Raw genomic sequence first — 22,570 nt, 5'->3', positions numbered from 1 at the left:
AATCTACCCCAACATTTGACCAAATAAGGATTGATCAATCAGATCACAAAAGCAATGTAAAATAAATAAATGCATTTCACGAATACGTGTCGCATTATCTCCCTGTACTCTTAACTCAATATCTTCTGGGCCAAGGTGATTAGCAAGAACACCACCATCTCGACCACTTAAAGCAATAGTATCCATTCCTCTATCATTAGCCGCATTTACTGCATGCAAAATACAATCAGCATTTCCTGAAGTTGAAAGCACAAGCAAAACATCACCTTCTTGACCTAATGCTTGGATTTGCCTAGCAAACACTTGATCATAGTGACCATCATTAGCAATTGAAGTAAGCGAGGCAATGTCAGTTAACGCAATGACGGGCAGGGGAGGGCGCTCTACTTCAAAATGATTAATCATCGCAGCAGCAAAATGAAGGCAATTTGCCGCTGAGCCACCGCTTCCGCATACTAAAATTTTGCCATCGTTAAGTAAACAATTGACTAGGCGCATAGCAGCCTTGGCTATTTGCGCAGATAAGGTATCCGCCACAGCAATTTTTGCTTCTATACTGATACCAAAGAGTTGTCTGACGCGATCTTCCATCTGGGTCATTTTACGGTTTCCGATTTTATTTAAAACGCGACTTCAAATGCATTTTTAATCCATTCCACATGTTGCCCTTTTTCTTCAAAGCCTACCACATCGAAACGAACAGGTTGCGCATTATATTTTTTTGTCGTTTGCAGGTAATGCGCCGCAGCCTTAGCGAGCTTGTGTTGTTTAACAGAGGTGATGCTGGCTATAGCCCCGCCAAAAGCGCGCGATTGGCGTGAGCGAACCTCAACAAAGACCAAGCAATTTTGCTCTTCCATGATTAAATCAATTTCACCCCAACGACAGCGATAATTACTGCTTATCCAACGTAATCCTTGCCTAAGAAGGTAATCACGTGCCCACAGCTCTGCCTTAGTGCCTGTCTTTAATGACATCATTATTCCTTTGACAAAGTCAGCTAGTCGTTACTGCAACGCCACCTTTAAATTGTCCCCATGCAGGAATTCTTGCAATTTGTTGTGCTCGATTCAAGTAAAGGACACCACTTTTATCATCAATACCCATCGCAGGAAAAAGTAATAGCTGATTCAATTGGGTCGATAACGTGTAACTATCCATTCCTAGAGCGTATAAACGACTATAACTATTCAGTTGTTCTGGCCAATTTTTATTGGCCATCTGATGCGCAAAGACCCACGGCATATCACTAAAAATAATACCATCGAGATCTTTATCCCGCATAATATTTGGGCTTCCTGCGTAAACAGTCGAGGTTGCGTATACTGGAACATCGCCTGCAAAATAATACCTGAGCAAAGGCATTATCTGTCGCGCTTTGGAAGGGTAGGCAAGTAAAAAAATCATATCAAAATCTTGCCGACGCCTTGGTATCATCTGAATTTTTTGCCCCAGTATATCCTTAAGCCGCTTTTCTCTTGCCTGACTATCTGAGACATGAAGCAAATCTCGCACAGCAACATTCAAGTTATCGTTATTTCCATAAGCAAGCTTATCCACAATAACGCCCCCACTGCTCTGCCACTGAGCAGTAAATGCGGCAACGATCTCATCTCCCCATTGCCCGGCTGGGGCAATAATCAGCGCACGTTTGTAACCTTTCTTCTCGGCTTTAACGGCGACTTGTCTGGCTTCATTGCTGGGAGACAAGCCAAAGCGATACGCATTTGTACTGTTAGTGACGTCAATGTCATTGAGTAATAAAGTGGGTACAGGATGCTCCATTGTTGCGACAACCGCGACATCTGTTTTGCTTAAAGGACCAACTACATAATCAGCTCCCTCACTTAACGCTTGTTGGTATAAAGCCGCAACATCCCCAACCGCCGTGTCATACTGACGAATGGTGGTAGAAGAATTACTCGCAGCAGCCATAAAGCCATCGCGAATTGCGCCACCCGGGCCCGCTAAGGGTCCACTCAGAGGGAGCAATAAAGCGATTTGTTTTGGAGCGCTATGTAAATAGGGTTTTACTGCACTTAAGGGTGTAGGCAATAAATAATTGGCAGGATGATCCTTATATTGCGCTTGCCATTGCTCCACTTGGGCAAAAAGTGCTTGTGCATCATGCTGGTGCTGTCGAGAGATTAAGGCTAATTTCATCCACCCCTGTAATTCCGAATCATCAGAAGCTTCTACTGCCAAAGTATTTAATTCAGCAACAGGTAATTTAGTCAAAGTTAGCCATAAAATTCGGCGATTATTGGTTTGACCTTTTTCATCGGGAATTAAACCTTCTAATTTGATTCGCTCAACAACCGACTCCGCGCGATTTCCTACAGCCTCATAAGCTGCAGCTAAAATTTCATGATATTGAACTTGATAAAAGGAAGACAAATTGCTAGCTTCATGCACGCCAGCTAATCGAGCGATGGCTGAACGTGGTTGATCCCGTATTACATCGGTTTTAGCAAGTAAGATATTTTTGGCATTGGCTTGCTCGGGAGATAAATTGCCCGTTTGGGCTAAAGTGCGTATCCCATCACGCCATTGACCATCATAGATAAATCGACCGGCAGCCATTATCAGCATATTCTGCCTCTCAACATCCGCTTGATTTTTTGCTAAAGCAAGATAAGCGGTTGCAGGCATAGTGTAAGGTGTTGTTGCAGCGGTTATCTTGGCTTTTTTGGCAGCAACCGAATTCATTGGGGGCTCCGGAACTTTCATGCATTGCGTGAGTAAAGCAGTTGAGCCGATAATTGCAATCAATTTTAATTTGAGCGACTTTAATAACATGAGGGTTGGTCCAAAACGCAGGAACGCAATAGGATAAACTATGGTAAAAACTTCAGCAACCTCTAGCGGGGTCCTTTATATTGTTGCCACACCCATTGGCCATCGTGATGATATCAGTTTACGCGCTATAGCAACGCTAAAATCAGTTGATACGATTTTAGCAGAAGATACCCGTCACTCAGGGCAACTGCTTGATTCATTAGGTATCCATAAACCTTTACTTTCTTTACATGCTCATAATGAGGCAACGAAAGCTGAAGCGATTATTGAAGCCTTACAACAGGGTAAATCGTTTGCGTTAATCAGTGATGCAGGCACCCCTCTTATCAGTGATCCGGGGTTCCCGCTTGTTCGCCTGGCGCGCCAAAAGCAAATTTCAGTAATACCCATACCTGGACCTTGTGCCTTAACCGCTGCTCTTTCAGCAGCTGGAGTGCCTTGTGATACGTTTACTTTTATTGGCTTTTTACCTGCTAAGCACACAGCCAGAAAAGCCAAACTTGAATCGTTAAAAACGAGTGAACATACCCTTGTTTTTTACGAATCCACGCATCGAATTCTTGATTGTTTAGATGATCTTATCGAAGTCTATGGGCAAACTTACGAAATGGTTGTTGCTAAAGAGCTGACCAAAGCATTTGAACAATTTATAAGTGGAACACCTCAAGACATTAAAGATTGGTTCCTCGAGGATAAAGCACGGTGTAAAGGCGAATTTGTTTTTATTTTGCCGGCGAGAGAGGAAGAAAAGAACGCTAATCGCAATGAAGAAGGGATGTTGTCCTTGTTGCTTAAAGAATTACCTCTTAAGCAAGCAGTGAAAATTGCGAGCTTATTAACCCAGAAAAATAAAAATGAGTTGTATAAATTAGCTTTAGCGCTAACGGATAAGGGTAAAAACTCCAATTAAGTAAGCAGAATTGAACACAGAAATGCGGTTTCGGCAAAAACACAGAGAAAGTATATACTTAAATAATTGAAACGGAGAATTCAAATGAAGGCCAAGAAACCCAAGTCTTTGCAACAAAAAAGTCAAATTTCTGCTAGAAAAAAACGCCCCCCTTTTGAATGCATTGCCCTGGTGTTGCAAGGTGGTGGGGCACTTGGCTCTTATCAGGGTGGGGTTTATGAGGCATTGGCGGAAGCTGAACTCCATCCTGATTGGGTTGCTGGAATTTCAATTGGTGCAATCAATGCGGCAATTATCGCGGGCAACCCTCCTAACGAAAGAGCAGCCCAACTCAAGCGCTTTTGGGAAACCATTACGACTAACCCTTTACTTGACTGGACTACGCTGTCCGCGCAGTTGGCTCCTAGAGGAGATTGGGCTCGGGGCCTGTTTAATAATATGAGTGCAATTCTTACTCTTGTAAATGGTACTGCTAACTTTTTTGCGCCTCGGATTCCTTCGCCTTTTTGTCATCCTGATGGCACCATTGAGGCAACGAGTTTTTATGATACTAAAGCGCTCAAAGCGACCATTGAGCGCTTCGTTGATTTTGATCGCATCAATCATGGAGAAACTCGCTTTAGCGTAGGTGCTGTGAATGTATGCTCAGGGAATTTCATTTACTTTGACAACACGAAAGAAACCATTCGTCCAGAACATGTGATGGCAAGTGGCTCGTTACCCCCGGGGTTTGCAGCCACTGAAATCGACGGCGAGTTTTACTGGGACGGAGGATTGATTTCTAACACGCCATTGCAGTGGATTGTTGATGGTGATACTCGTCAAGATACGCTTGCGTTTCAAGTGGATCTATGGAGCGCTCGCGGGACCATACCCCGTAATCTTAGAGGCGCAATGACGCGCCAAAAGGAGATTCAATATTCCAGTCGAACACGAGCCGCAACAAACCAATTTAAACGCCTGCAGCAAGCGCGTTGTGCCTTGTCTAAGCTGCTCTCGCAGTTACCGAAAGAATTAAAAGAAACTGAAGAAGCAAAAATCTTGAAAAAAATAGCGGATCATAAAGTTTATAACATCGTTCAGCTGATTTACCGCGCACAACAATACGAAAGCTACTCTAAGGATTATGAATTCTCCCGTCTAACCATGAACGAACATTGGAAAGCAGGCTATTACGACGTTTTACATACCTTAAAACATCCGCAAATTTTTCAGCGCCCCAGTAATAAAGAAGGGGTTTTCACGTTCGACTATACCAGCCAAAGTGAACGGTAATAGCGTTTTCCAATGGAAAACGCTCTAAACACAAGAGGGGGATGGCGTAAGGCCTTGATTTTCATTATTCTCTTTCGTTTCGGTGTACTTGGTATACGCATTATACAGTTGATATCCAATGTACGCTGCAGTCAGTACTAAAGCGGCTTCCCAACAAACAGCAAAAGTAACAATAAACAAGGTCGGCATCAGCACGTTTTTAGCCATGGTGAGAATAAACTCGTTACGAGCCTGATTATAATCTTTCATCACTTTAGCCATCTCAACTGGCGTCATCTCGTCTTTATGGATATTCGCGTATTCAAATTGAAGGTTCTTCTCTTGATACTTTTTAAAAGCATCGGCAGAAAGGTACATAGCGACAGCAAAGGTGCAAATAGCGTAGCAAGCAAGCACCATCACCGGAGCCGTCAGTACCATAGAAGCGGTAAAACCCGCCGCTAACAGTAAAGCAGCAGCACTATTAAACCAAAATGTTGAACTTAAAGCGCCCCAGCTTATGTCCAATTGATCACTTTGCTTTTTTAATGAAGCGATATGAGCGCTTAAGAACTCGCAACGTGCGTGTAGCCTATCCCTTTCCTCCTTTTTGAGATCTTCATTTTTTAGCTGCTCTAAACAGGACGTCAATTCATCCTTTGCTTGACACCACTCTCTTTCGAGTTGGGATTTTTGAGCGCGATATTCTTGTTCTTCCAAATAGCGCTGATACACAAGCCACGCGAAATCAAAGAAGAGAAATCCCGCAACAATCCATCCAGCAGTGGGATCGGGTATACCCACTAACGAATTGTAATTGGTGATGAAATTGACTGTGCCCCATACGATATCGTTGACCATACTAGGATGGCGTTTATACAATTCACCCTTAAGGCGCATCCACCAATCGTAACTTTCATCTTCTCGTTCTTCTTTTGATCCGTAGGTATGCTTAATCAGCATAGCGCCATTCAATATAAAGCGGAAAGCAAAGAATCCCACGCTTAATACCCTGAGAGTCGGATTGGGTCTTTCAAGAATAGAAATAATACGATCGGCATCAATGTTCCTGCCAAGTGCACTGCCTAACCGATCAAGCCACTGTAATTCTCGTGCCAAAAGAAAGGATTTAGTAATGGTCGTGCGGCAGAAATACCAATAAATCCGCTCTAAATTGCCCGCAGCGACATAGTCACGGGTTTTTGATACACGTGTAGGTGCTTTAAGTAAATCGATTAAGGCATCAGAAAATTTTTCCCCCAAGTAAGCAATAAAACTGTCATGGTTCGATTGTTCATCTTTTAGCGCCCGCTGCTTTATTTGCACTCTAGCTTTTATAAGTTTCTTGGCTTCCTCTTCTTGCCCATAAAAACGATGGCAGTTTTGCAGCATAATGCAGCAGTAGTAGCAATAAAACCAAAACGCATCGCGATTTATTTTATCTTTTTTAAGTTGTTCTTTTTTAAGTTGTTCGTATATAAGATCATATCTTTTTTGAATGAGTTTTTGATTACGGGCAAGAAAACCATACTTATGTTTTTCAGCTCTGGCATATGCTTCTTCGAATGTGGTCACGTTTGCAAAAAAATCTTGCACATCAGAAGAAAACTCTTCAAAATACTCTTCAAAAGCCATAATTTTCCAACCCATCAAAAAATAAACACCCCGTGTGAATATAAAACGTATCATGTCATTTTGCAATACACAAGCCATTTTGTATTTATTTTTTGCACATTGAATGGTATTTATTACTCATTTTGTGTTAATATTGGTCATTAAAAGGTAAATACAGGTCGTTATAAGTTATACCAATGCCCGGTTATCATACTTTAAGCAGCTCTGATTCTGAAAGGTTACTGAGAAATTCTCTCGTACAAACAGTCGATCACGATGAATTTAATCAAATTGTGACGGCCTCAAAAACCGCCATTCTGGGTACAATCGACAATAGTATTGAAACCCTAAGTTATTATCATGTCCCTAATAGCAATTTGACGGTCATTACCACGCCATTAAGAGCCTTTGAATATGGCGAAATGCTCACGCATTTAAACACTTTTTTTAAACAAAAAGAGGGCATTGCAGTACCACGTCAATTCCTTGTCAGTTTAATTGGGCATGGTGCTACCGAAGGACATATCGTCACCGCCTACTCCTCGGCTGATCGTCAAACGGTAAAAATTTTCGATCCTAAAGTGAGTGATGCCGTTAAGTTTTTTGCGAAAGACCGAGACAATAGTCTGTGGACACTCCTCCGGTCACTTTGGCGTGCTCTTAAACCCGCTCCTGACCAAGAAATTATAATTCCTGACAAAACGAATGGTTCCAGCTTTCGAGCGGATTATATTTCCCTAGGAACACAATCTTTCTTTGATCCCTTCTCCTGCGGTTATCACAGTGCGGCCACGTTAAAGATTTATGAAAGCGAACTTCAAAGAGGAGAGATAACCACACGAGAGAGTATACTTGCACAAATAGGCAATCCGGTCAGCCAATATTATGATGTCATTAACAACAGCCCTTCCGCCTATAAAGTTCAAGTGGGTTATGTTGATTTCTTCAAAAAGGCATTGTACGACACTTTCATGCCTTTGCTTAATGAGCAGCAACGCCAACAAGCTCATTTTGGTCACTATTTTATGGGATGGCCTCAAGAAGGGGGGGTTGGTAAAAAAATTCTTTATTTTGTAGCCTTAGGCTTTATTGTTCATCCTCTGGCCAATATTATACGTCGTCCACTTGAATTTTTACCTAATCTTATCTCTGAAACCGCCAATTATTTAAAACATCGTTTAATTGATTGGGCTCCTACCAGTCCTTTTGCCCAATACTTTCGCTCAGGGTTACTGCTGTGCACTTATGCCCTGCAAGGTTTCTTCAAGGGAATTTATATTGCTTTACGTACCATTACTTCACCCGTAACTAGTTTCCAAGCAGCGCAACAAATCAAAAACCCGATTCTGCGCACGGTATTAAGTGGTTTGAGTATTCTCACATCCATTGCAGCTTACATAAGCTTAGCGATATTTGCGTTTCCAGCACTTGCACCGCTTGCGGGCCCGGCCATAGAACCCATTATTAATATTCTCGCTATACCTTTTCTTAATTTGCTAGCATGGATGGGTTTTACTGCTCCCCCTGCTGCTGCAGCTTTTTTAACAGTGGCTACTGGAAGCACTTTACTAGCGCTCACCGAAAAGGTGGGGAATAAGCTATTAAGCCAAGAAAAAACACAGACCGAAGCAGACCAGATGGTAGTAGTACTCAGTAGTGAAGGATCAAATGTGGCTAGCAGTCTTGCTAAACATGCAAAAGAATTGCGAGCGGATGACTCTCTCGGTCACGATTCTCTTCATATGCCTTCTTTGTTTCAAAAACAGCAAACTAAGTCTTCTTTAGATAGCGGATTTGTCATTGTGGAAGGGGAAGAAGAAGTTGATGATGAGGTATCGGGGGACGATGTGGGTGATGAGCCAGTTATAACTACAAAACTAGGAACTAAGGCCAATTAGGGCTCTTTAGATCCGTCTTATTTTCCTATGCAAAAACTAGAAAAAATTCTCCCTAACAAATCATCGGAAGAAAATTCACCTGTGATTTCACACAACGCTTGATGTGCGAGACGTAAATCTTCAGCCAGTAGCTCTCCAGCGCGCAACTCACTCAGTTGTCTTTGCCCAGCTAGTAAAAAAGCCTTAGCTTGATCCAATGCCTCTAAATGACGTCTTCGAGCTAAAAATTGCCCCTCAGTAGGTTGATATCCCACAGACTCTTTTATTTTTTCTTTCAATAACACCAAACCTTGACCCAGCTTTGCAGAAAGATAGACCGCATCATCCTCTTTTTTAGGATTTAAATTGATGGCATCAATTTTATTAAACACTCGGATGATGGGCACACTCGAAGGCAACGCTTTACGAATCTCATCACTTAACACAGGACAAGTCGGGCTGGTCACGTCTGTCACCATTAATAGGCAATCAGCACGACTTACCTCTTGCCAGGCACGTCGAATACCTTCTTGTTCAACAGGATCATTGCTCTGCCGCAATCCCGCGGTATCCACTAAGTGTAAGGGAATATCGTCAAGCAAGATATGTTCTCGCATGACATCCCTTGTAGTGCCAGCCACCTCAGTGACAATAGCTACATCACGGCCAGCTAAACTGTTAATCAGTGTGGATTTACCCGCATTAGGTCTCCCAGCAATAACCACAGACAATCCCTCTCGCATAATCGCTCCTTGCGAAGCGTTTTCACGAATCGTGTTTAACTCGCCTAAGATGACACTCAACATGCCTGCCACTTTGCCATCACTTAAAAAATCAATTTCCTCCTCAGGGAAATCAATGGCCGCTTCTACAAACAAGCGTAGATGAATGAGTTTCTCATTGAGTTCATTAATTTTTTTAGAGAAATCACCTTGCAGCGAGCGAATTGCCATGCGGGCAGCGGTTTGCGAACTTGCATGAATCAAATCTGCGATCGCCTCTGCTTGAGTCAGATCAATTCTGTCGTTAAGAAATGCCCGTTCGGAAAATTCGCCTGGTCTAGCCAACCTTGCCCCTAAAGCCACACACTCATTAAGTAAATTATCTAGAACAAATGGGGAGCCATGGGCCTGAAATTCGACGATGTCTTCCCCTGTAAAGGAGTGCGGTCCTTTAAAATAGAGCATTAATCCAGTATCTATCACCTCATTCTGGCGATTGATAAAAGAGCAATAAAGCGCGACACGGGGAGAGAGTGCTCGATGACCATTAAGCTGTACAGCAATCTCATAAGCCAAAGGCCCTGAAAGACGGATAATGCCCACTCCACCGCGACCTGGTGGAGTGGCTATTGCTACAATCGTATCCTCTTGCATTATTTTGCTGAAACGACTGCTTTCTTAGGTCGATCATCGCTGTATTTTCGAGTGATATACCATTGCTGCAAAATGGATAATGCGTTGTTAACAACCCAATAAAGCACCAAACCCGCTGGAAAATTCCAGAATAAACCGGTAAACAGAATAGGTAGGAACATCATTACCTTAGCCTGCATCGGATCCGGGGGTGCTGGATTTAATTTTTGCTGAATAAGCATAGTCACACCCATGATGATAGGTAAGATATGATAAGGATCAGCCGCAGATAAATCCTTTATCCAAAAAATAAAAGGAGCCTGTCTTAATTCCACACTTTCGAGTAAAACCCAATAGAGCGCAATAAATACGGGAATTTGAATAAGAATAGGCAAACAGCCCCCCAATGGATTAACTTTTTCCTGGCGGTATAGCTCCATCGTTGCCTGACTTAATTTGGCTTTATCGTCCCCACACCGCTCACGCAAAGCTTGTAATTTGGGTTGTAATTTCCGCATCCCCGCCATGGATTTGTAGCTTGTTGCGGATAGGCGATAGAAAGCCAACTTTATCAATACAGTCACAAGGACAATCGACCATCCCCAATTGCCCACCACGGAATAGATAGCCTTCATCACTGAAAATAGAATAGAAGATAAGAACCATAGCCAACCATAATCCACCGTAAGATCAAGGCCAGGGGCAATGTCTTTTAATACGGAAGTGATTTCAGGACCGACATACAAGCTAGAACCGATTTCTTTTGTTGCGCCTGGTTCGATTGTAATGGGTTGACTCACGGCACCAATCGTAAAATTATCATCCACAGATCGGGTGTAGAATAAATTGCGACTGTCTGACTTTGGAACCCAAGCACTAACAAAATAATGTTGCTGCATAGCAATCCAACCACCTTGCGCATTCACATCAAGGTTTGATTTAGTCATATCCTTGAAGGTTACTTTCTTATAACGCTGCTGGCCTGGATTTGAGTAAGAAGCCCCTGTATAGGAACCGATATGGAAAATGCTTGATTTATCCTCTTGCGGTGAGCTTCGTAATAATTGGGTATTCATATACCCTTTCCATGGGGTTTCACCTTGATTTTCAATGAAATAATTCACTTCAATCAAATAGCTCCCTTTTGTAAAAGTGAACTCTTTTTTTACAGCCAAACCGTCCGCTGTTTTTCCATCTAAACGGACGACTAATTTATCCTCGCCAGGAGTTAATTGATATTGCTGTTGTGGACTGGAGTAAGCAAAATCGATATTTTGAATAGTTTGGTTAATATTGGTGAATAAACTGCTGTTTGCAACGTAGCGTTCGCTAGGTTGATTCTGAAAAAGGGTAATGGGTTTATCTTTTTCTTCAACACTGACAGGATAATCAAGTAATTGCGCACCTACAATATCACCTTGCTGTAAATCAATGGTTAAATCGAGAACATCTGTTTTCACTCGAATGGGTTGTGAACTGGTCGCAAAGCCTGATGGGGCGTTAGTTTTAGTGGGGGCTTCTGTGCTGGGCTGATTATTCGAAGAATGCGTTATTTCAGGTAATAAGCTACCGCCATTAACCGTGGCTGAACTCGCAGGATTAGTCATCTGTCGAGGGAGCGGGGGATAATCACGTTGCCAATTAATCCAGAGCGAATAAACTATTAGCGCTAAAGCGGCATATAAAGCTACACGTCGTATATCCATTAATACTTCTCTTTGTTAGGTGATACAGGGTCATAGCCACCTTTCGCCAAAGGATGGCATCGTAATAAACGACAAAGGGTAAGCCATACCCCTTTGAAAACACCAAGTTGTTTTATTGCTTCAATAGAGTAATCTGAACAACTTGGATGGAATCGGCAACAAGGCTTCATGATAGGTTTAAGTAAACGTTGGTATAAAAAAATTGGCATACAAATCAGGCTGCGCATGAATTGATTAATTTGTCCCATATAGTACCCAATCTAGCAATAATTTTCTTATTCTCGATTTCCGCTAGACCTGGTCTGGCTATAAAAACCACATCAACTGCAGGTAAACGAGCGATACGAAAGGTTTCACGCAGTAAACGCTTTATACGATTTCTATCATGTGCTTTAGGTATCGATTTTTTTGATAGTGCTAGTCCAAGTCTGGCATACCCCAGTGAGTTTATACGATGCAGAACAATAAACTCTGAGGTAACCAATTTTCTTGCTTGTGCAAAAACGTAGTCATAGTCACTTTTTTTCAGTAACCGCCGCGTTTTACCAAAACGGTCCACTTAGGCGGATAAACGCTTACGACCTTTTGCACGACGACGCTTAAGAACTAAACGACCACCACGTGTTGCCATACGTTGTCTAAAACCATGATCACGTTTGCGTTTCAAATTACTTGGTTGAAATGTGCGTTTCATGATGAACCTGTTGTTAATTAAATTTTGAGGTTGGCAATGATAGAAAACTTTACATCTGCTGTCAAATAACCAGACATCTATTTATCGACTAATAGGACATAGAACAGGAACTTAAACGCAGTTTGTGACCGAAAATTCCAACATCTTGAATCAGTAGAGAGAGGCAAACAAATTTTTTTTTGCGCCAGCCAATAAACATAAAAAATAAAATTTTTTACTTTGTTCTTATTATATAGTGAACGTTTTACTGTTGATATCTGCAAAAATTTTATATTTTACAGTAAGTTATCACTTATTAAACGTGTTGAAAATCACTGCTTCTTGTTATGGATAACTGCTTGAACAAACCTTCTTAAATAGCTCATTCGGAATATATCCACTGAGTATGTTGATCTTTTTCTTGGGTCTATCCACAGTTTCTGTTGTCGATCTTTTTCTTTTTAAAAGACAGTTAAATTTTTTATGCGGATTGTGGATAACTCTGTTTTTTTGTTTGTAGCAGAGTATAATTGTTTCCCCAAGTAATAAATTGAAAGCCTCATAAGCTCTTTTTTGTGGCTCATAGCAAGTTACTTATTAAGATTATTCATTAGGTGAACATTCAGTAGTAATATAAAGTTAGCCTTTAGGGTGTGTGCAACTTTTCTTTTGCCTTGTTTAAGGAGTTTTTGTGTCTGAAGATGTTTGGAAGAAATGTCGGGAGCTTCTTGAAGATGAGTACCCGCCGCAACAATTCAATACGTGGTTACGTCCTTTACAGGCTGAAGTTCATGATAATGGTCTTGTCCTATTAGCACCTAATCGTTTTGTTGTTGATTGGGTAAAGCGAAATTTTTATCCGAGGCTAAAGGAACTAATTAGTCAAATTGGTGGTGATGCTTTCTCTTTATTAAGCATTGGTATTGGAACTAAAACGTCGGAACCTTCTGTTATAGATAGCCAACCCACTAAATCGGCCACTCCTGTTGCAAAAGCAGCACCTAAAAAAACGGCTGACTATAAAAACAGTTACCTCAACAAAAAATTTGTTTTTGAAAGTTTTGTCGAGGGAAATTCAAACCAATTAGCACGTGCTGCATCTTGGCAAGTCGCTGAGCGTCCTGGTGATGCGTATAATCCGTTATTTATTTATGGGGGTGTCGGTTTAGGTAAAACGCATCTGATGCATGCCATTGGTAATGCTATCTTGAAGAACAATCCTGAAGCTAAAGTGCTTTATCTCCATTCAGAACGTTTTGTCGCTGATATGGTTAAAGCGTTACAAACCAATTCCATTAATGAATTTAAACGATTTTATCGCTCATTAAATGTATTGCTTATTGATGATATCCAATTTTTTGCTGGAAAAGATCGTTCCCAGGAAGAATTTTTCCATACTTTCAATGCGTTACTTGAAGGTCAACAGCAAATTATCCTTACGAGTGATCGCTATCCAAAAGAAATTGAAGGCATGGAAGAACGGCTTAAGTCTCGTTTTGGATGGGGGTTAACTGTCGCTGTCGAGCCCCCTGAACTCGAAACCCGTGTAGCTATCCTGATAAGCAAGGCCGAACAATCTAATATTGAACTTCCTTATGAAGTGGCTTTTTTTATTGCTAAGCGCATACGCTCTAATGTTCGTGAACTAGAAGGTGCCTTGCGAAGAGTTATTGCCAACGCTCATTTCACTGGGAAATCCATTACAATCGATTTTGTACACGAGGCTTTACGTGATTTACTTGCCTTACAGGATAAACTGGTTACTATTGAAAATATTCAAAAGACAGTCGCAGAATACTATAAAGTGAAAGTGGCCGATCTTCTCTCTAAACGTCGCAGCCGTTCGATCGCAAGGCCTCGACAAATGGCCATGGCTTTAGCAAAAGAATTAACTAACCATAGTTTACCGGAGATTGGCGACCATTTTGGTGGTCGAGATCATACAACGGTTCTTCATGCCTGTCGTAAAGTGAAAGAATTAATTCAGGATGATAACGATTTTGCTGAGGATTATAAAAATCTTATGCGAACGTTATCATCTTGATCAGGAAGGATTATGCTTGATTTAACACTCTCAAAAGAACAGATACTTAGTCCCTTACTTACTGTTGCAGGCGCTGTGGATAAAAAACAATCCTTAGCTATTTTATCGAATATTTTGCTTCGCTTCTCTAACAATCAATTATTATTAACGGCTACGGATTTGGAAATGGAAATTACTGCTCGAGTTAGCTGTGAGTCTAGCCAAGCGCCCAGTCAAATCACAGTGCCTGCGAAAAAATTTGTCGATATTATCCGTTCACTCGATGATGAATCGAGCCCGACAATAAGTTTAAAGTCAGGAACCGTCATCATTAAATCCGGTCGTAGTCAATTCAAACTCGCTACTTTACCGGCCGATGACTTCCCCTCCTCTGAAACGGAGTCAAATGAAGTTGAGTTTTCTGTCCCGAGGATATCCTTTATGCATCTTTTGCAATCGACTCACTTCGCTATGTCGCAGCATGATGTGAGAGTGTTTTTAAATGGTTTACTTATCGAACTGGATGCGCAGAGCATTACTTCCGTTGCTACTGATGGGCATCGTATGGCTATTTGCAAGTTGCCTTATGAAAGGACTTTTTCTCATCAACGTTTTTTGTTGCCTAAACGTGGCGTGCAAGAAATGTTACGCTTATTGCAAAATGTAAATGAGGAAGAGATTAGTATAGCCGCGGGTAAAACACATTTTAAATTATCCACAAAGGAATATACCTTTCAATCCCGGTTAATTGATGCTCGTTTCCCTCCTTATGCTAAAGCAATTCCGCGGAACCAGGATAAATTTGTTCTTATTGACAGGGATTTATTGAAACGCTCGCTTTCTCGAATTGCTATTCTTGCCCATGAAAAATCCAAAGCAGTGATGTTGCATATGCAGCGCGGCACTCTTACGCTAATTGCTAACAATCAAGAGCAAGAGGAAGCAATGGAAAGTTTGGAAGCCCATACGGAGGGGAACGATATAAAGATTGGAATCAATGCAGGGTATTTGCTTGATGTGTTAAATTCTGTCGCCGAAGGCCTTGTACGAATTTCCATGTCTTCGACAGATAGCAGTATTTTAGTTGAGTCTTTACAAGATGAGCAGTACCAGTACATCATTATGCCTATGAAATTATGACGCTTGCCCAGTTGCAGATCCAAAATCTGCGTAATATTCAATCTCTACGTGTTAATCTTCATCCTCATTTAAACCTCATTGTTGGCGCTAATGGTACTGGAAAAACGTCCTTTTTGGAGTCGATTTACTTATTAGGAAGCGGGCACTCTTTTCGTACTCGTGAAATTTCTCCCTTAGTGCGTCAGGGTGCAGAGTGCTTGACCGTCTTTGCTCGTACTGTTGATGAACAATCCATCAGTATTCAGAAATCGCTTTCCTCTCCTACCCAAGTCCGTCTAAATAATCATCCTTGTCACAGCAGTAGTGAGCTTGCTCATTTCCTTCCTTGTCAGGTGCTCTATCAAGATATTTTTCAAATTATTGACGCGGGTCCTTCTGTTCGCCGCAGTTTACTTGATTGGGGATTGTTTCACGTGGAACATTCTTATCATCCATTGTGGAAAAGTTATCGGCGTGCTTTAAGGCAAAGAAATAGTTTACTACGTCAGAAAGCGGGTAAAACAGAAATTGAGCCATGGAATCTGACATTAGAGCAATTGGGCAATAAGCTTCATGTGTTCAGAGCTGATTATTTTGCCAAACTCGACAGTGTCTTTCAAACCCTCTTAAACAAGTTAACTGAAATAGAGTGTAACTTAATTTACTATAAGGGATGGGACAAAAAGGGTGTTAACAAATCATTATCCGCTGTTTTAGCGGACTCGTATGAATTGGATTTAGCGCGCCAATTTACACATTACGGTGCGCATCAAGCTGATCTAATGATTGAATCAAAAAAGCAAAAAGCAAAGCACTATTTATCGCGCGGGCAGCAAAAAATCATAGTGATCACGCTTAAGCTCGCTCAGACTCTTCTTCTGGCAACCCCTTGTATTTTTCTTTGTGACGATATTGCTTCAGAGCTCGACCAAGCGCATTTAACATCGCTTTTTAACCTAATTAATGCTTTTAGCGGTCAATTTTTCATTACTGCAACAGACAGACAAATTTTACCGCTTGATATAAATTCAGAATTGCTTTCTCAGATCAATTTATAAAGGAAATGAACGTTTCACGTGAAACATTTCTCAGAAAAAAACAATTCACACAAGTCAGTAACACTAAGCTATTAAACAATCTAACAATAAAAGGAATAGCAAAAAGAACTTTTTTTCATTAGCTCAATAAAAATAACTGCATTAGTTTATGAAAAAAAGAAACGCGATAAATCTCTCTAAGGTAGCATTCATATAAATGTTGTCGTTTTTAAATGAATGGTTACAATCTTTAGATGTGCTGCTGTATGATTTGCTTCGTGCTTAATTGCCATTAAAAAAATCCATCTTGAAATAAGGAATTTAATGATGAATTCTATAATCGAGCCAACTACTAGGCGGTATGATATTTTTTCTTTATTACCTTATGCTGAAAATACTGTATTGCTCAATAGGAAGCAAAAAATCGATTTGCTTTACTTGATAAAAAAAATAATTGATTTATCGCTCGTATCCTTTGATTTTTTTTACAAAGGGATTTTACATAAATTCGATGCTCAGATAGGAGAAAATCTTTGCCAAGTGAGGGCCTATAAAATTCTCCATCTGCAAAATAAATGGATGAACAATGATTTTGTCAAGCAAGAGTTTTTCCGAAAAACCAAGGAGATTAAGGACTATAAACAAAAAATAGAAGATGCGGTTACTACTTGGGAAGATAATAATAAAAAAACAAAATACGATAATAACTGTGACAAAAAAGAAACAATAAAAAATTTTATTGAGAGAAACCAACTTTCTATACAATTAAATGAAGATTATATGTTCATTATTATTTGCTATTTCTTAACTTATTTTAGTATCCGTGATGAGGGTTTACCTGTCGCTATAGATTTGGAGTTGATCGCACAAAAATTTAATATTTCCAAATACAAAGCAAAAAAAATAGTTCACATGTATCAATTGCACGCAAGTGAAATTGGTTGTGTTTTTGTGCTTAATATCGCTGAAGAATTACCTACCGTATTTGAATACCCTAAAATTTTATCTAAGGTATATAGAATAGCTGATGAAGATAGAGCTGTGCTCCCTTGTTATTTAGTGAGCCATGTGATTTTCTCTCACTGTGTACAGGAAAAAACATTCATTTTGTTTATTGTTCATCAAAAAAAATTAAAGAGTGTTCTTTACTTTTTATTATTGGGCAAAGGAAAAAATAGCTTATCTCTTTTTTCACATAAGAACTATCTAACACAACAGTGCCTGGTTGTTTCTGGCGAAATGCTTGAGAACAACCCAGACACCTCTTACCTTAGTATAAGTAGAGAAATTTTAAAGAAAAATCCCTTACGACTAATCTTAGCCAATACCGCTGCACATCCTCAGTACGCGGGTACAAGGTTACAAGCCTTTCGTGATAATCCCTTTATATTGCTATCTCCAGAAGAGAAGGGTTATCATGAAGAAAGCCTTTTAGAGATGCAACGTTTTGCTATACAGGAGGGATGCTCCAAAATAAATCCAACTGTTTTTTATCTGAAACATATTTATGCAAGCCAAGTGGGTAGAGAAATAACTTGGTTGCATGAAAATAATCAAAGTTGTATCGAAGTCTACTCTGTCTTAAACGAGTGGGAGTATAAATGGGAGTATGAAAATGAGGAAGAAACCCATTTTTAATCAAATGGATATACCAAAGCAAATTATTGAAAAATCGTGTGTCCTAATCCATTGGAAAGATCTTAATTTTACTTATTTAGGTTGCAACATAGAATATACTAAATATATCGGTTTACGTTCGCAGTTAGATATTATCGGTAAAACGGATTTTGATCTTTTCTCGAGTAATAGCGCAGATCAACTAAGAAGAAATGACAAAGAAGCTTTTAAAAAAGGGGCATCCTGCTTTTTTGAAGAAGAGATTACTCTGCCTAACGGAAGCACCTTAAGCTATCGTACGCAAAAAATTCCTCTCTTTAATGATGATGGAGCGGTAATTGGTCTTGCTAGCGTTTTGTATGACAAGACCGCACAAACCTCAGAAAATAGCATTTATATTGAAAAAGAGAAAACTGAAATTGTTCTAACAAGTCTTATCAATAAATTACCCGCACACATATATTGGAAAAATGATCGCTTAATTTTTCAAGGTTGCAATAAAGCACAAGCTAAATCAGCCGGGTTTTCTACCCCGCAACAGATGATTGGTAAATCGGATTATGAAATGCCCTGGAAAAAAGAGGCCACTGCATTGCGGGCAATCGATTTAGAAGTAATGCGAACTAAAAAATGTATAGTCCAGGAAGAAACTTCACAACTGGCTAATACGAATGAGTTATCTACTTTCTTATCGGAAAAAGTACCCTTAATTGATAAAAAAGGAAATGTGATTGGTGTCTTAGGTCTTTCATTTAATATTACTGAAAGAGTAAAAATGGAGGAAGAGTTACGTCAGACAAAAATTGCCGCTGAAGCAGCTAACCGTGCCAAAACCGAATTTATTGCCAATATGAGTCATGATTTGCGCACTCCTATAATCGGTATCTTAGGAATAGCAAATCTACTGAAAGATAAAATGTTAGCTGATGAAGAAAAGCAATATGTTCAGTGGGTCAATGAAAGTGGTGAGCAACTATTAAACTTATTAAACGATATATTAACTAAAGTATCCGATGGTGGAGAAGATCAAAAGGTCACCGAAGAACTATTTGACTTACGACAATGTATTAATGATATTGTTCAACTTGAGAAACCTGCCATCGAATTGAAACAACTTAGCCTAAACGTGATGATCGCACAAGATGTACCCTGTTATATTATCAGTGATCGTTCCAAAATTTATCGTATTTTACTAAATCTCTTGGGTAATGCGCTTAAATTTACCATGGAAGGTTCAATTACTATTGAGATAAAAAAGAACCGAAGTCGCTTGATTTTTAAAATTATCGATACCGGAATTGGTATCGCAAAAGAGATGCAAGAAAAAATATTCGAACGATTTTTTCAAGTGGCAAGACCCTCTAAAAAAACTTCTCCGGGTTACGGCATCGGGCTAAATCTTGTTAAGAATTATGTTGATCTGTTGAATGGAAAAATACAAGTGTCTAGTCAATTAGGAAAAGGCTCCACTTTTACTATTGAATTACCATTAAAAACTGAGAACGAATTATTAAAGACGATTAAAAAATATGACAGAGAGAGCTCTCAAAAAAGAACGTATAGGCTTAAAAAAAGCACAAATGAACTCCATGTTTTGTTGATTGAAGACAATGAAATTGCCTTGAGGGTTCTTGAAAACATTGTGAAAAATGAGAAAAATTGTCGTTTTAGTTCTGCGACAAGTAGTGAAGCTGCCTTAGAATTAATTAAAAAAAACGTTTTTGATTTGATTATTACTGATATTAACTTACCAGGTATTTCGGGTAACGAATTAGCTCGCATTATCAGAGAATGGGAAGCTAAAAAAGAACAAAACCCTATCCCAATTGTGGGATTAACAGCAGATAATTCGAATAAAGTAAAAAAAGAGGCCCTGCAATCCGGAATGACAAAAATATTGGAAAAACCCCTTAAATTAGATCATCTGCGGTCAATGATTAGTGAGTTTTTCACGCATTAAGGAAAAGAATTAATTAATTCTTCTACTATCTTAGAGAAAGCGGTTAACCTTGAAAAAAATTTAGAAATTGATGAACTACGACTATTTAAGTAGCATAGCAATATTAATTTTTATTTGGATTTAAAATGAGAGAATGGTTAAGCTGTTTTTTCGCGAATGCACAGGGTACTACACTAACTTTAAAGGGCCAAATTTTTTCAAGATTTGATTGTGAGAAACTAGGTGGCGGATCTGAGAAAACTATATTTAAACTCAAAGGCCAAAATCAATGTTTTTTTATTCCTAATAAATGGCGTAGTGAAGAAGAATGAGACAAAAAAATTAAGCAAGAAAAATCAAAGCTTGATCAAATTAGCTCTATAGGATTAAAAACGCAGCAATTTGAAGTTGTTCCTCTTGAAATTAAGCAACCTGGAAAACCTGCTTATACAATTAACGTTCTCTTAGCAAAAGATTTTAAGAGTCTTTGTGAAGAGGAGTCTATTGTAATTTATAATTATAAAAGTACGGAAAAAATTATTGGGCAAGCCCCTAATTTTGTGGCGATGAGAGAGCAATTTAAAATTGCTGCTTTTGTGCAAGAAATGTTTAAAAAAATTATTAACGAATTTGCACTTGCTATGACATTTTTATTACCAATTGGAGCATTGCAATCTAACGACGATAGTGAGCATTTTTGTTTCGAGGTATCTGAAAAGAAACCTCCAGTTGCACGATACATGTTTTGGGATGTTGTCTCCGATTTTGGCGGGCTAGAGTTACCTGTTATTCCTACTTTAGATGATTTAAAAGCGGGTTATCGAGATGATCTAAGCAACCGTTCTAAAAGAGGTTCTCAGCATGGTTTGCTACTTCTAGCTAATGCCGTTGCTTGCGCTATCTACGAAATGAATTGTAGTCAAATACCGGAAGGAGACCTTACCTTTGTTAGAGAACTTGAAAATGATATTTTACCGGCCCTCAATAACGATACTTTTCTAAACCAAGCCCTCGATCAGGCAAGAATAGTAGGCTCTAAATTTTTGGATGAATTTTTAGGTCAAATAGAGCAGACGAGTAATGCAATAGATAATGGTGATCTGCCACTTGAGTTTTTTATCCATTTAATGCGATCAGCCATTACTACTGCTAATGTGACCTTAGTGCAGCGTGTTGCACGATTACATACAAATCTCACTGATGTATCGCAAAAATCCATTATTGATATCATGGATTTTGCTAAAAAATATAACAATCAACCGGTTAATGAGTATTTAGAAACTCATTTTGCTGCAGAAAAATTAAGACAAGATTTAGAAAAATTAAAATCTAAGTTTTTATCCGCTTATGATAAACAATTTGCTGCTGATCAAAGTGCTTGGTGCGGTTTGTATTCATTTTTTGCTACAAGCTATGTAAATAGAGAAGGATCATTAAAAGAGCTGGTCCGTCATGCCCAAGGGCATTCTGCAAAAGGTAGTGGTGCTCGCAGCCGAATGGTTATGAGAGAGTTAGGTTGGTTGAACGAAAATAATGAAATTAGCGGTGACTTAAGTAGTGTTTCACCTCAACTAGGTTAACCCAGCGGCTGTATAGATTAGCAATCTATACATAGTCGCTTTAATGAGCCCTTCCTGCGCAGGCGGGAACCCAATTCTTGCAAACAAACTAAGGAATTAACCTGCTGAAAGGTACCCGCCTGCGCGGAAGTGACAAAACATTGCCCAATTAAACCGTTTTTATTTGATCAGCTTGGCATGATCTTGCCCTGTAGGAATGATTAGCGTAATTGACAGCCCTCTGTAACACAGATTAGAATGGCTGATTTTTGTCAAGCATGGTTTTTTAATGGGAAATGGCTCAATAAATATTGCCTTATTAGATATTGCTGCCGCAGCTAAACGCTATTCTCTTTTGAGAATATTAGGATCACAGGATATTCGTCAGCGTTATAGGCGTTCAGCGCTAGGTCCCTTCTGGTTAACGATCAGTATGGGAATCATGATCGGCACAATCGGTATTGTATTTGGACAGATTTTTAATTCTTCTTTGAGAGAGTTTTTACCTTTTTTATCGATTGGAATTATCCTATGGGGCTTTTTTTCTTCAATTATCACCGAAGGATGTACCGGATTTATCGCAGCAGAAGGGATTATTAAACAATTACCCTTGCCCTTATTTGTCCATATCATGCGAATGATTTGGCGAAATATTCTCATATTGGGACACAATATCCTCATTTTTCCTTTGGTATTATTAGTGGTTGGGAAGCCGCTGTATTGGGTAGCCTTATTAAGTATCCCAGGATTTTTATTAGCATTGATTAATTTGACTTGGGTTGCCTTATTGCTGGCTACTGTTTGTACAAGATATCGTGATTTTTCTCAGATGGTCACTAGTCTATTACAAGTAGTCTTTTATTTGACGCCAATCATGTGGATGCCCTCTCTTTTACCACCTGGAAGAGGGTACTTTTTAGAGTACAATCCCGCTTTTCATTTGCTCGAAATCATTCGCGCTCCTTTACTTGGGCATACTCCGACTTTAACTAATTGGCTTGTATCAATCATGCTGGCATTGTTTGGATGGGGTGTGACCTTACAAATCTATAGTCGTTACAAGCGGCGAATTGCTTATTGGTTATAAA

At 39.6% G+C, this 22,570-nt stretch carries 20 protein-coding genes; 11 read left to right on the top strand and 9 right to left on the bottom strand.

Translation table 11 applies throughout. The annotated features are described in order from the left end of the window. Positions 1 to 3: 3 nt before the first annotated feature. Genes B5D33_RS06190 through B5D33_RS06180 form a run of 3 tightly spaced genes read right to left on the bottom strand, consistent with a single transcriptional unit; the run spans position 4 to position 2,799 of the window. Positions 4 to 600, bottom strand: a complete 597-nt coding sequence (locus B5D33_RS06190) for a D-sedoheptulose-7-phosphate isomerase (protein ID WP_078767359.1) — start codon at positions 598 to 600, stop codon at positions 4 to 6. A 20-nt stretch (positions 601 to 620) separates the two neighbouring features. After that, entirely contained in the window at positions 621 to 980 is a 360-nt protein-coding gene (locus tag B5D33_RS06185) for a YraN family protein (RefSeq protein ID WP_234802468.1), read from the bottom strand. 16 nt (positions 981 to 996) lie between these two features. After that, positions 997 to 2,799, bottom strand: a complete 1,803-nt coding sequence (locus B5D33_RS06180; protein WP_058453636.1) for a penicillin-binding protein activator — start codon at positions 2,797 to 2,799, stop codon at positions 997 to 999. Between the two features lie 40 nt (positions 2,800 to 2,839). Here B5D33_RS06180 and rsmI point away from each other — a divergent pair, with 40 nt between their 5' ends. Both rsmI and B5D33_RS06170 read left to right on the top strand, forming a co-directional pair. Beyond that, on the top strand, positions 2,840 to 3,709 hold the full coding sequence (rsmI, locus tag B5D33_RS06175) for a 16S rRNA (cytidine(1402)-2'-O)-methyltransferase (protein ID WP_058453635.1): 870 nt from the start codon (positions 2,840 to 2,842) through the stop codon (positions 3,707 to 3,709). Positions 3,710 to 3,793: 84 nt separating this feature from the next. Beyond that, positions 3,794 to 4,984: a DUF3734 domain-containing protein gene (locus tag B5D33_RS06170; RefSeq protein WP_058453634.1), complete on the top strand. Its 1,191-nt coding sequence runs from the start codon at positions 3,794 to 3,796 to the stop codon at positions 4,982 to 4,984. A 24-nt stretch (positions 4,985 to 5,008) separates the two neighbouring features. Here the strand turns inward: B5D33_RS06170 and B5D33_RS06165 are convergent, their stop codons facing one another. Further along, entirely contained in the window at positions 5,009 to 6,652 is a 1,644-nt protein-coding gene (locus B5D33_RS06165) for a hypothetical protein (RefSeq protein WP_133140939.1), read from the bottom strand. Between the two features lie 122 nt (positions 6,653 to 6,774). On the opposite strand from B5D33_RS06165, the gene B5D33_RS06160 reads away from it, so the two are divergent. Then, on the top strand, positions 6,775 to 8,475 hold the full coding sequence (locus B5D33_RS06160; protein ID WP_058453632.1) for a hypothetical protein: 1,701 nt from the start codon (positions 6,775 to 6,777) through the stop codon (positions 8,473 to 8,475). Between the two features lie 17 nt (positions 8,476 to 8,492). Here B5D33_RS06160 and mnmE read toward each other — a convergent pair whose 3' ends face one another. Genes mnmE through rpmH form a run of 5 tightly spaced genes read right to left on the bottom strand, consistent with a single transcriptional unit; the run spans position 8,493 to position 12,209 of the window. Beyond that, the gene (gene mnmE, locus B5D33_RS06155; RefSeq protein WP_058453631.1) at positions 8,493 to 9,830 is read right to left on the bottom strand and encodes a tRNA uridine-5-carboxymethylaminomethyl(34) synthesis GTPase MnmE; all 1,338 of its coding nucleotides are present in this window, start codon (positions 9,828 to 9,830) and stop codon (positions 8,493 to 8,495) included. Continuing rightward, complete coding sequence (gene yidC / locus B5D33_RS06150) at positions 9,830 to 11,515, bottom strand: membrane protein insertase YidC (RefSeq protein ID WP_058453630.1); 1,686 nt, start codon at positions 11,513 to 11,515, stop codon at positions 9,830 to 9,832. Before yidC ends, mnmE begins: the two co-directional genes overlap by 1 nt. Continuing rightward, positions 11,515 to 11,724, bottom strand: a complete 210-nt coding sequence (gene yidD / locus B5D33_RS06145; protein ID WP_411550299.1) for a membrane protein insertion efficiency factor YidD — start codon at positions 11,722 to 11,724, stop codon at positions 11,515 to 11,517. The genes yidC and yidD overlap by 1 nt, the downstream gene beginning before the upstream one ends. Before the next feature lie 5 nt (positions 11,725 to 11,729). Then, entirely contained in the window at positions 11,730 to 12,074 is a 345-nt protein-coding gene (rnpA, locus tag B5D33_RS06140; protein ID WP_058453628.1) for a ribonuclease P protein component, read from the bottom strand. After that, positions 12,075 to 12,209: a 50S ribosomal protein L34 gene (gene rpmH / locus B5D33_RS06135; RefSeq protein ID WP_019215662.1), complete on the bottom strand. Its 135-nt coding sequence runs from the start codon at positions 12,207 to 12,209 to the stop codon at positions 12,075 to 12,077. A gap of 670 nt (positions 12,210 to 12,879) precedes the next feature. On the opposite strand from rpmH, the gene dnaA reads away from it, so the two are divergent. The 8 genes from dnaA (at position 12,880) to B5D33_RS06095 (ending at position 22,569) form a co-directional block, all read left to right on the top strand. Then, positions 12,880 to 14,232 carry a chromosomal replication initiator protein DnaA gene (gene dnaA, locus B5D33_RS06130; protein ID WP_058453627.1) on the top strand — a complete coding sequence of 451 codons (1,353 nt, stop codon included), beginning with the start codon at positions 12,880 to 12,882 and terminating at the stop codon, positions 14,230 to 14,232. 12 nt (positions 14,233 to 14,244) lie between these two features. After that, positions 14,245 to 15,351: a DNA polymerase III subunit beta gene (gene dnaN, locus B5D33_RS06125; protein WP_058453626.1), complete on the top strand. Its 1,107-nt coding sequence runs from the start codon at positions 14,245 to 14,247 to the stop codon at positions 15,349 to 15,351. Further along, positions 15,348 to 16,388 (top strand): DNA replication/repair protein RecF, encoded by a 1,041-nt coding sequence (recF, locus tag B5D33_RS06120; RefSeq protein WP_058453625.1) that lies wholly within the window; start codon positions 15,348 to 15,350, stop codon positions 16,386 to 16,388. Before dnaN ends, recF begins: the two co-directional genes overlap by 4 nt. Before the next feature lie 303 nt (positions 16,389 to 16,691). Then, the gene (locus tag B5D33_RS06115) at positions 16,692 to 18,005 is read left to right on the top strand and encodes a hypothetical protein (RefSeq protein WP_133140938.1); all 1,314 of its coding nucleotides are present in this window, start codon (positions 16,692 to 16,694) and stop codon (positions 18,003 to 18,005) included. Continuing rightward, the gene (locus B5D33_RS06110; RefSeq protein ID WP_058453623.1) at positions 17,983 to 19,944 is read left to right on the top strand and encodes a PAS domain-containing sensor histidine kinase; all 1,962 of its coding nucleotides are present in this window, start codon (positions 17,983 to 17,985) and stop codon (positions 19,942 to 19,944) included. Before B5D33_RS06115 ends, B5D33_RS06110 begins: the two co-directional genes overlap by 23 nt. Before the next feature lie 125 nt (positions 19,945 to 20,069). Next, positions 20,070 to 20,255 carry a hypothetical protein gene (locus B5D33_RS06105; protein WP_058453622.1) on the top strand — a complete coding sequence of 62 codons (186 nt, stop codon included), beginning with the start codon at positions 20,070 to 20,072 and terminating at the stop codon, positions 20,253 to 20,255. 234 nt (positions 20,256 to 20,489) lie between these two features. After that, entirely contained in the window at positions 20,490 to 21,503 is a 1,014-nt protein-coding gene (locus B5D33_RS06100; RefSeq protein ID WP_058453621.1) for a hypothetical protein, read from the top strand. Positions 21,504 to 21,771: 268 nt separating this feature from the next. Beyond that, a complete protein-coding gene (locus B5D33_RS06095) occupies positions 21,772 to 22,569 on the top strand; it encodes an ABC transporter permease (protein ID WP_058453620.1) in 798 nt (265 codons plus the stop codon). The last annotated feature ends 1 nt before the right edge of the window (position 22,570 follow it).

Source organism: Legionella maceachernii (assembly GCF_900167045.1).
In the GTDB taxonomy this organism is placed as follows: domain Bacteria; phylum Pseudomonadota; class Gammaproteobacteria; order Legionellales; family Legionellaceae; genus Tatlockia; species Tatlockia maceachernii.
The sequence above is the reverse complement of the archived record's forward strand: the minus strand, read 5'-3'. Positions and strand labels throughout refer to the sequence as shown.

Bases quoted from the DNA above. Each gene is read 5' to 3' on its own strand.
- mnmE (WP_058453631.1), bottom strand. From the start codon at position 9,830: ATGCAAGAGGATACGATTGTAGCAATAGCCACTCCACCAGGTCGCGGT.
- B5D33_RS06115 (WP_133140938.1), top strand. From the start codon at position 16,692: ATGATGAATTCTATAATCGAGCCAACTACTAGGCGGTATGATATTTTT.
- rsmI (WP_058453635.1), top strand. From the start codon at position 2,840: ATGGTAAAAACTTCAGCAACCTCTAGCGGGGTCCTTTATATTGTTGCC.
- rpmH (WP_019215662.1), bottom strand. From the start codon at position 12,209: ATGAAACGCACATTTCAACCAAGTAATTTGAAACGCAAACGTGATCAT.
- B5D33_RS06165 (WP_133140939.1), bottom strand. From the start codon at position 6,652: ATGATACGTTTTATATTCACACGGGGTGTTTATTTTTTGATGGGTTGG.
- B5D33_RS06170 (WP_058453634.1), top strand. From the start codon at position 3,794: ATGAAGGCCAAGAAACCCAAGTCTTTGCAACAAAAAAGTCAAATTTCT.
- B5D33_RS06180 (WP_058453636.1), bottom strand. From the start codon at position 2,799: ATGTTATTAAAGTCGCTCAAATTAAAATTGATTGCAATTATCGGCTCA.
- B5D33_RS06105 (WP_058453622.1), top strand. From the start codon at position 20,070: ATGAGAGAATGGTTAAGCTGTTTTTTCGCGAATGCACAGGGTACTACA.
- B5D33_RS06160 (WP_058453632.1), top strand. From the start codon at position 6,775: ATGCCCGGTTATCATACTTTAAGCAGCTCTGATTCTGAAAGGTTACTG.
- B5D33_RS06100 (WP_058453621.1), top strand. From the start codon at position 20,490: ATGAGAGAGCAATTTAAAATTGCTGCTTTTGTGCAAGAAATGTTTAAA.
- B5D33_RS06185 (WP_234802468.1), bottom strand. From the start codon at position 980: ATGATGTCATTAAAGACAGGCACTAAGGCAGAGCTGTGGGCACGTGAT.
- B5D33_RS06110 (WP_058453623.1), top strand. From the start codon at position 17,983: ATGAGGAAGAAACCCATTTTTAATCAAATGGATATACCAAAGCAAATT.
- yidD (WP_411550299.1), bottom strand. From the start codon at position 11,724: ATGCCAATTTTTTTATACCAACGTTTACTTAAACCTATCATGAAGCCT.
- B5D33_RS06190 (WP_078767359.1), bottom strand. From the start codon at position 600: ATGACCCAGATGGAAGATCGCGTCAGACAACTCTTTGGTATCAGTATA.
- recF (WP_058453625.1), top strand. From the start codon at position 15,348: ATGACGCTTGCCCAGTTGCAGATCCAAAATCTGCGTAATATTCAATCT.
- dnaN (WP_058453626.1), top strand. From the start codon at position 14,245: ATGCTTGATTTAACACTCTCAAAAGAACAGATACTTAGTCCCTTACTT.
- yidC (WP_058453630.1), bottom strand. From the start codon at position 11,515: ATGGATATACGACGTGTAGCTTTATATGCCGCTTTAGCGCTAATAGTT.
- B5D33_RS06095 (WP_058453620.1), top strand. From the start codon at position 21,772: ATGGGAAATGGCTCAATAAATATTGCCTTATTAGATATTGCTGCCGCA.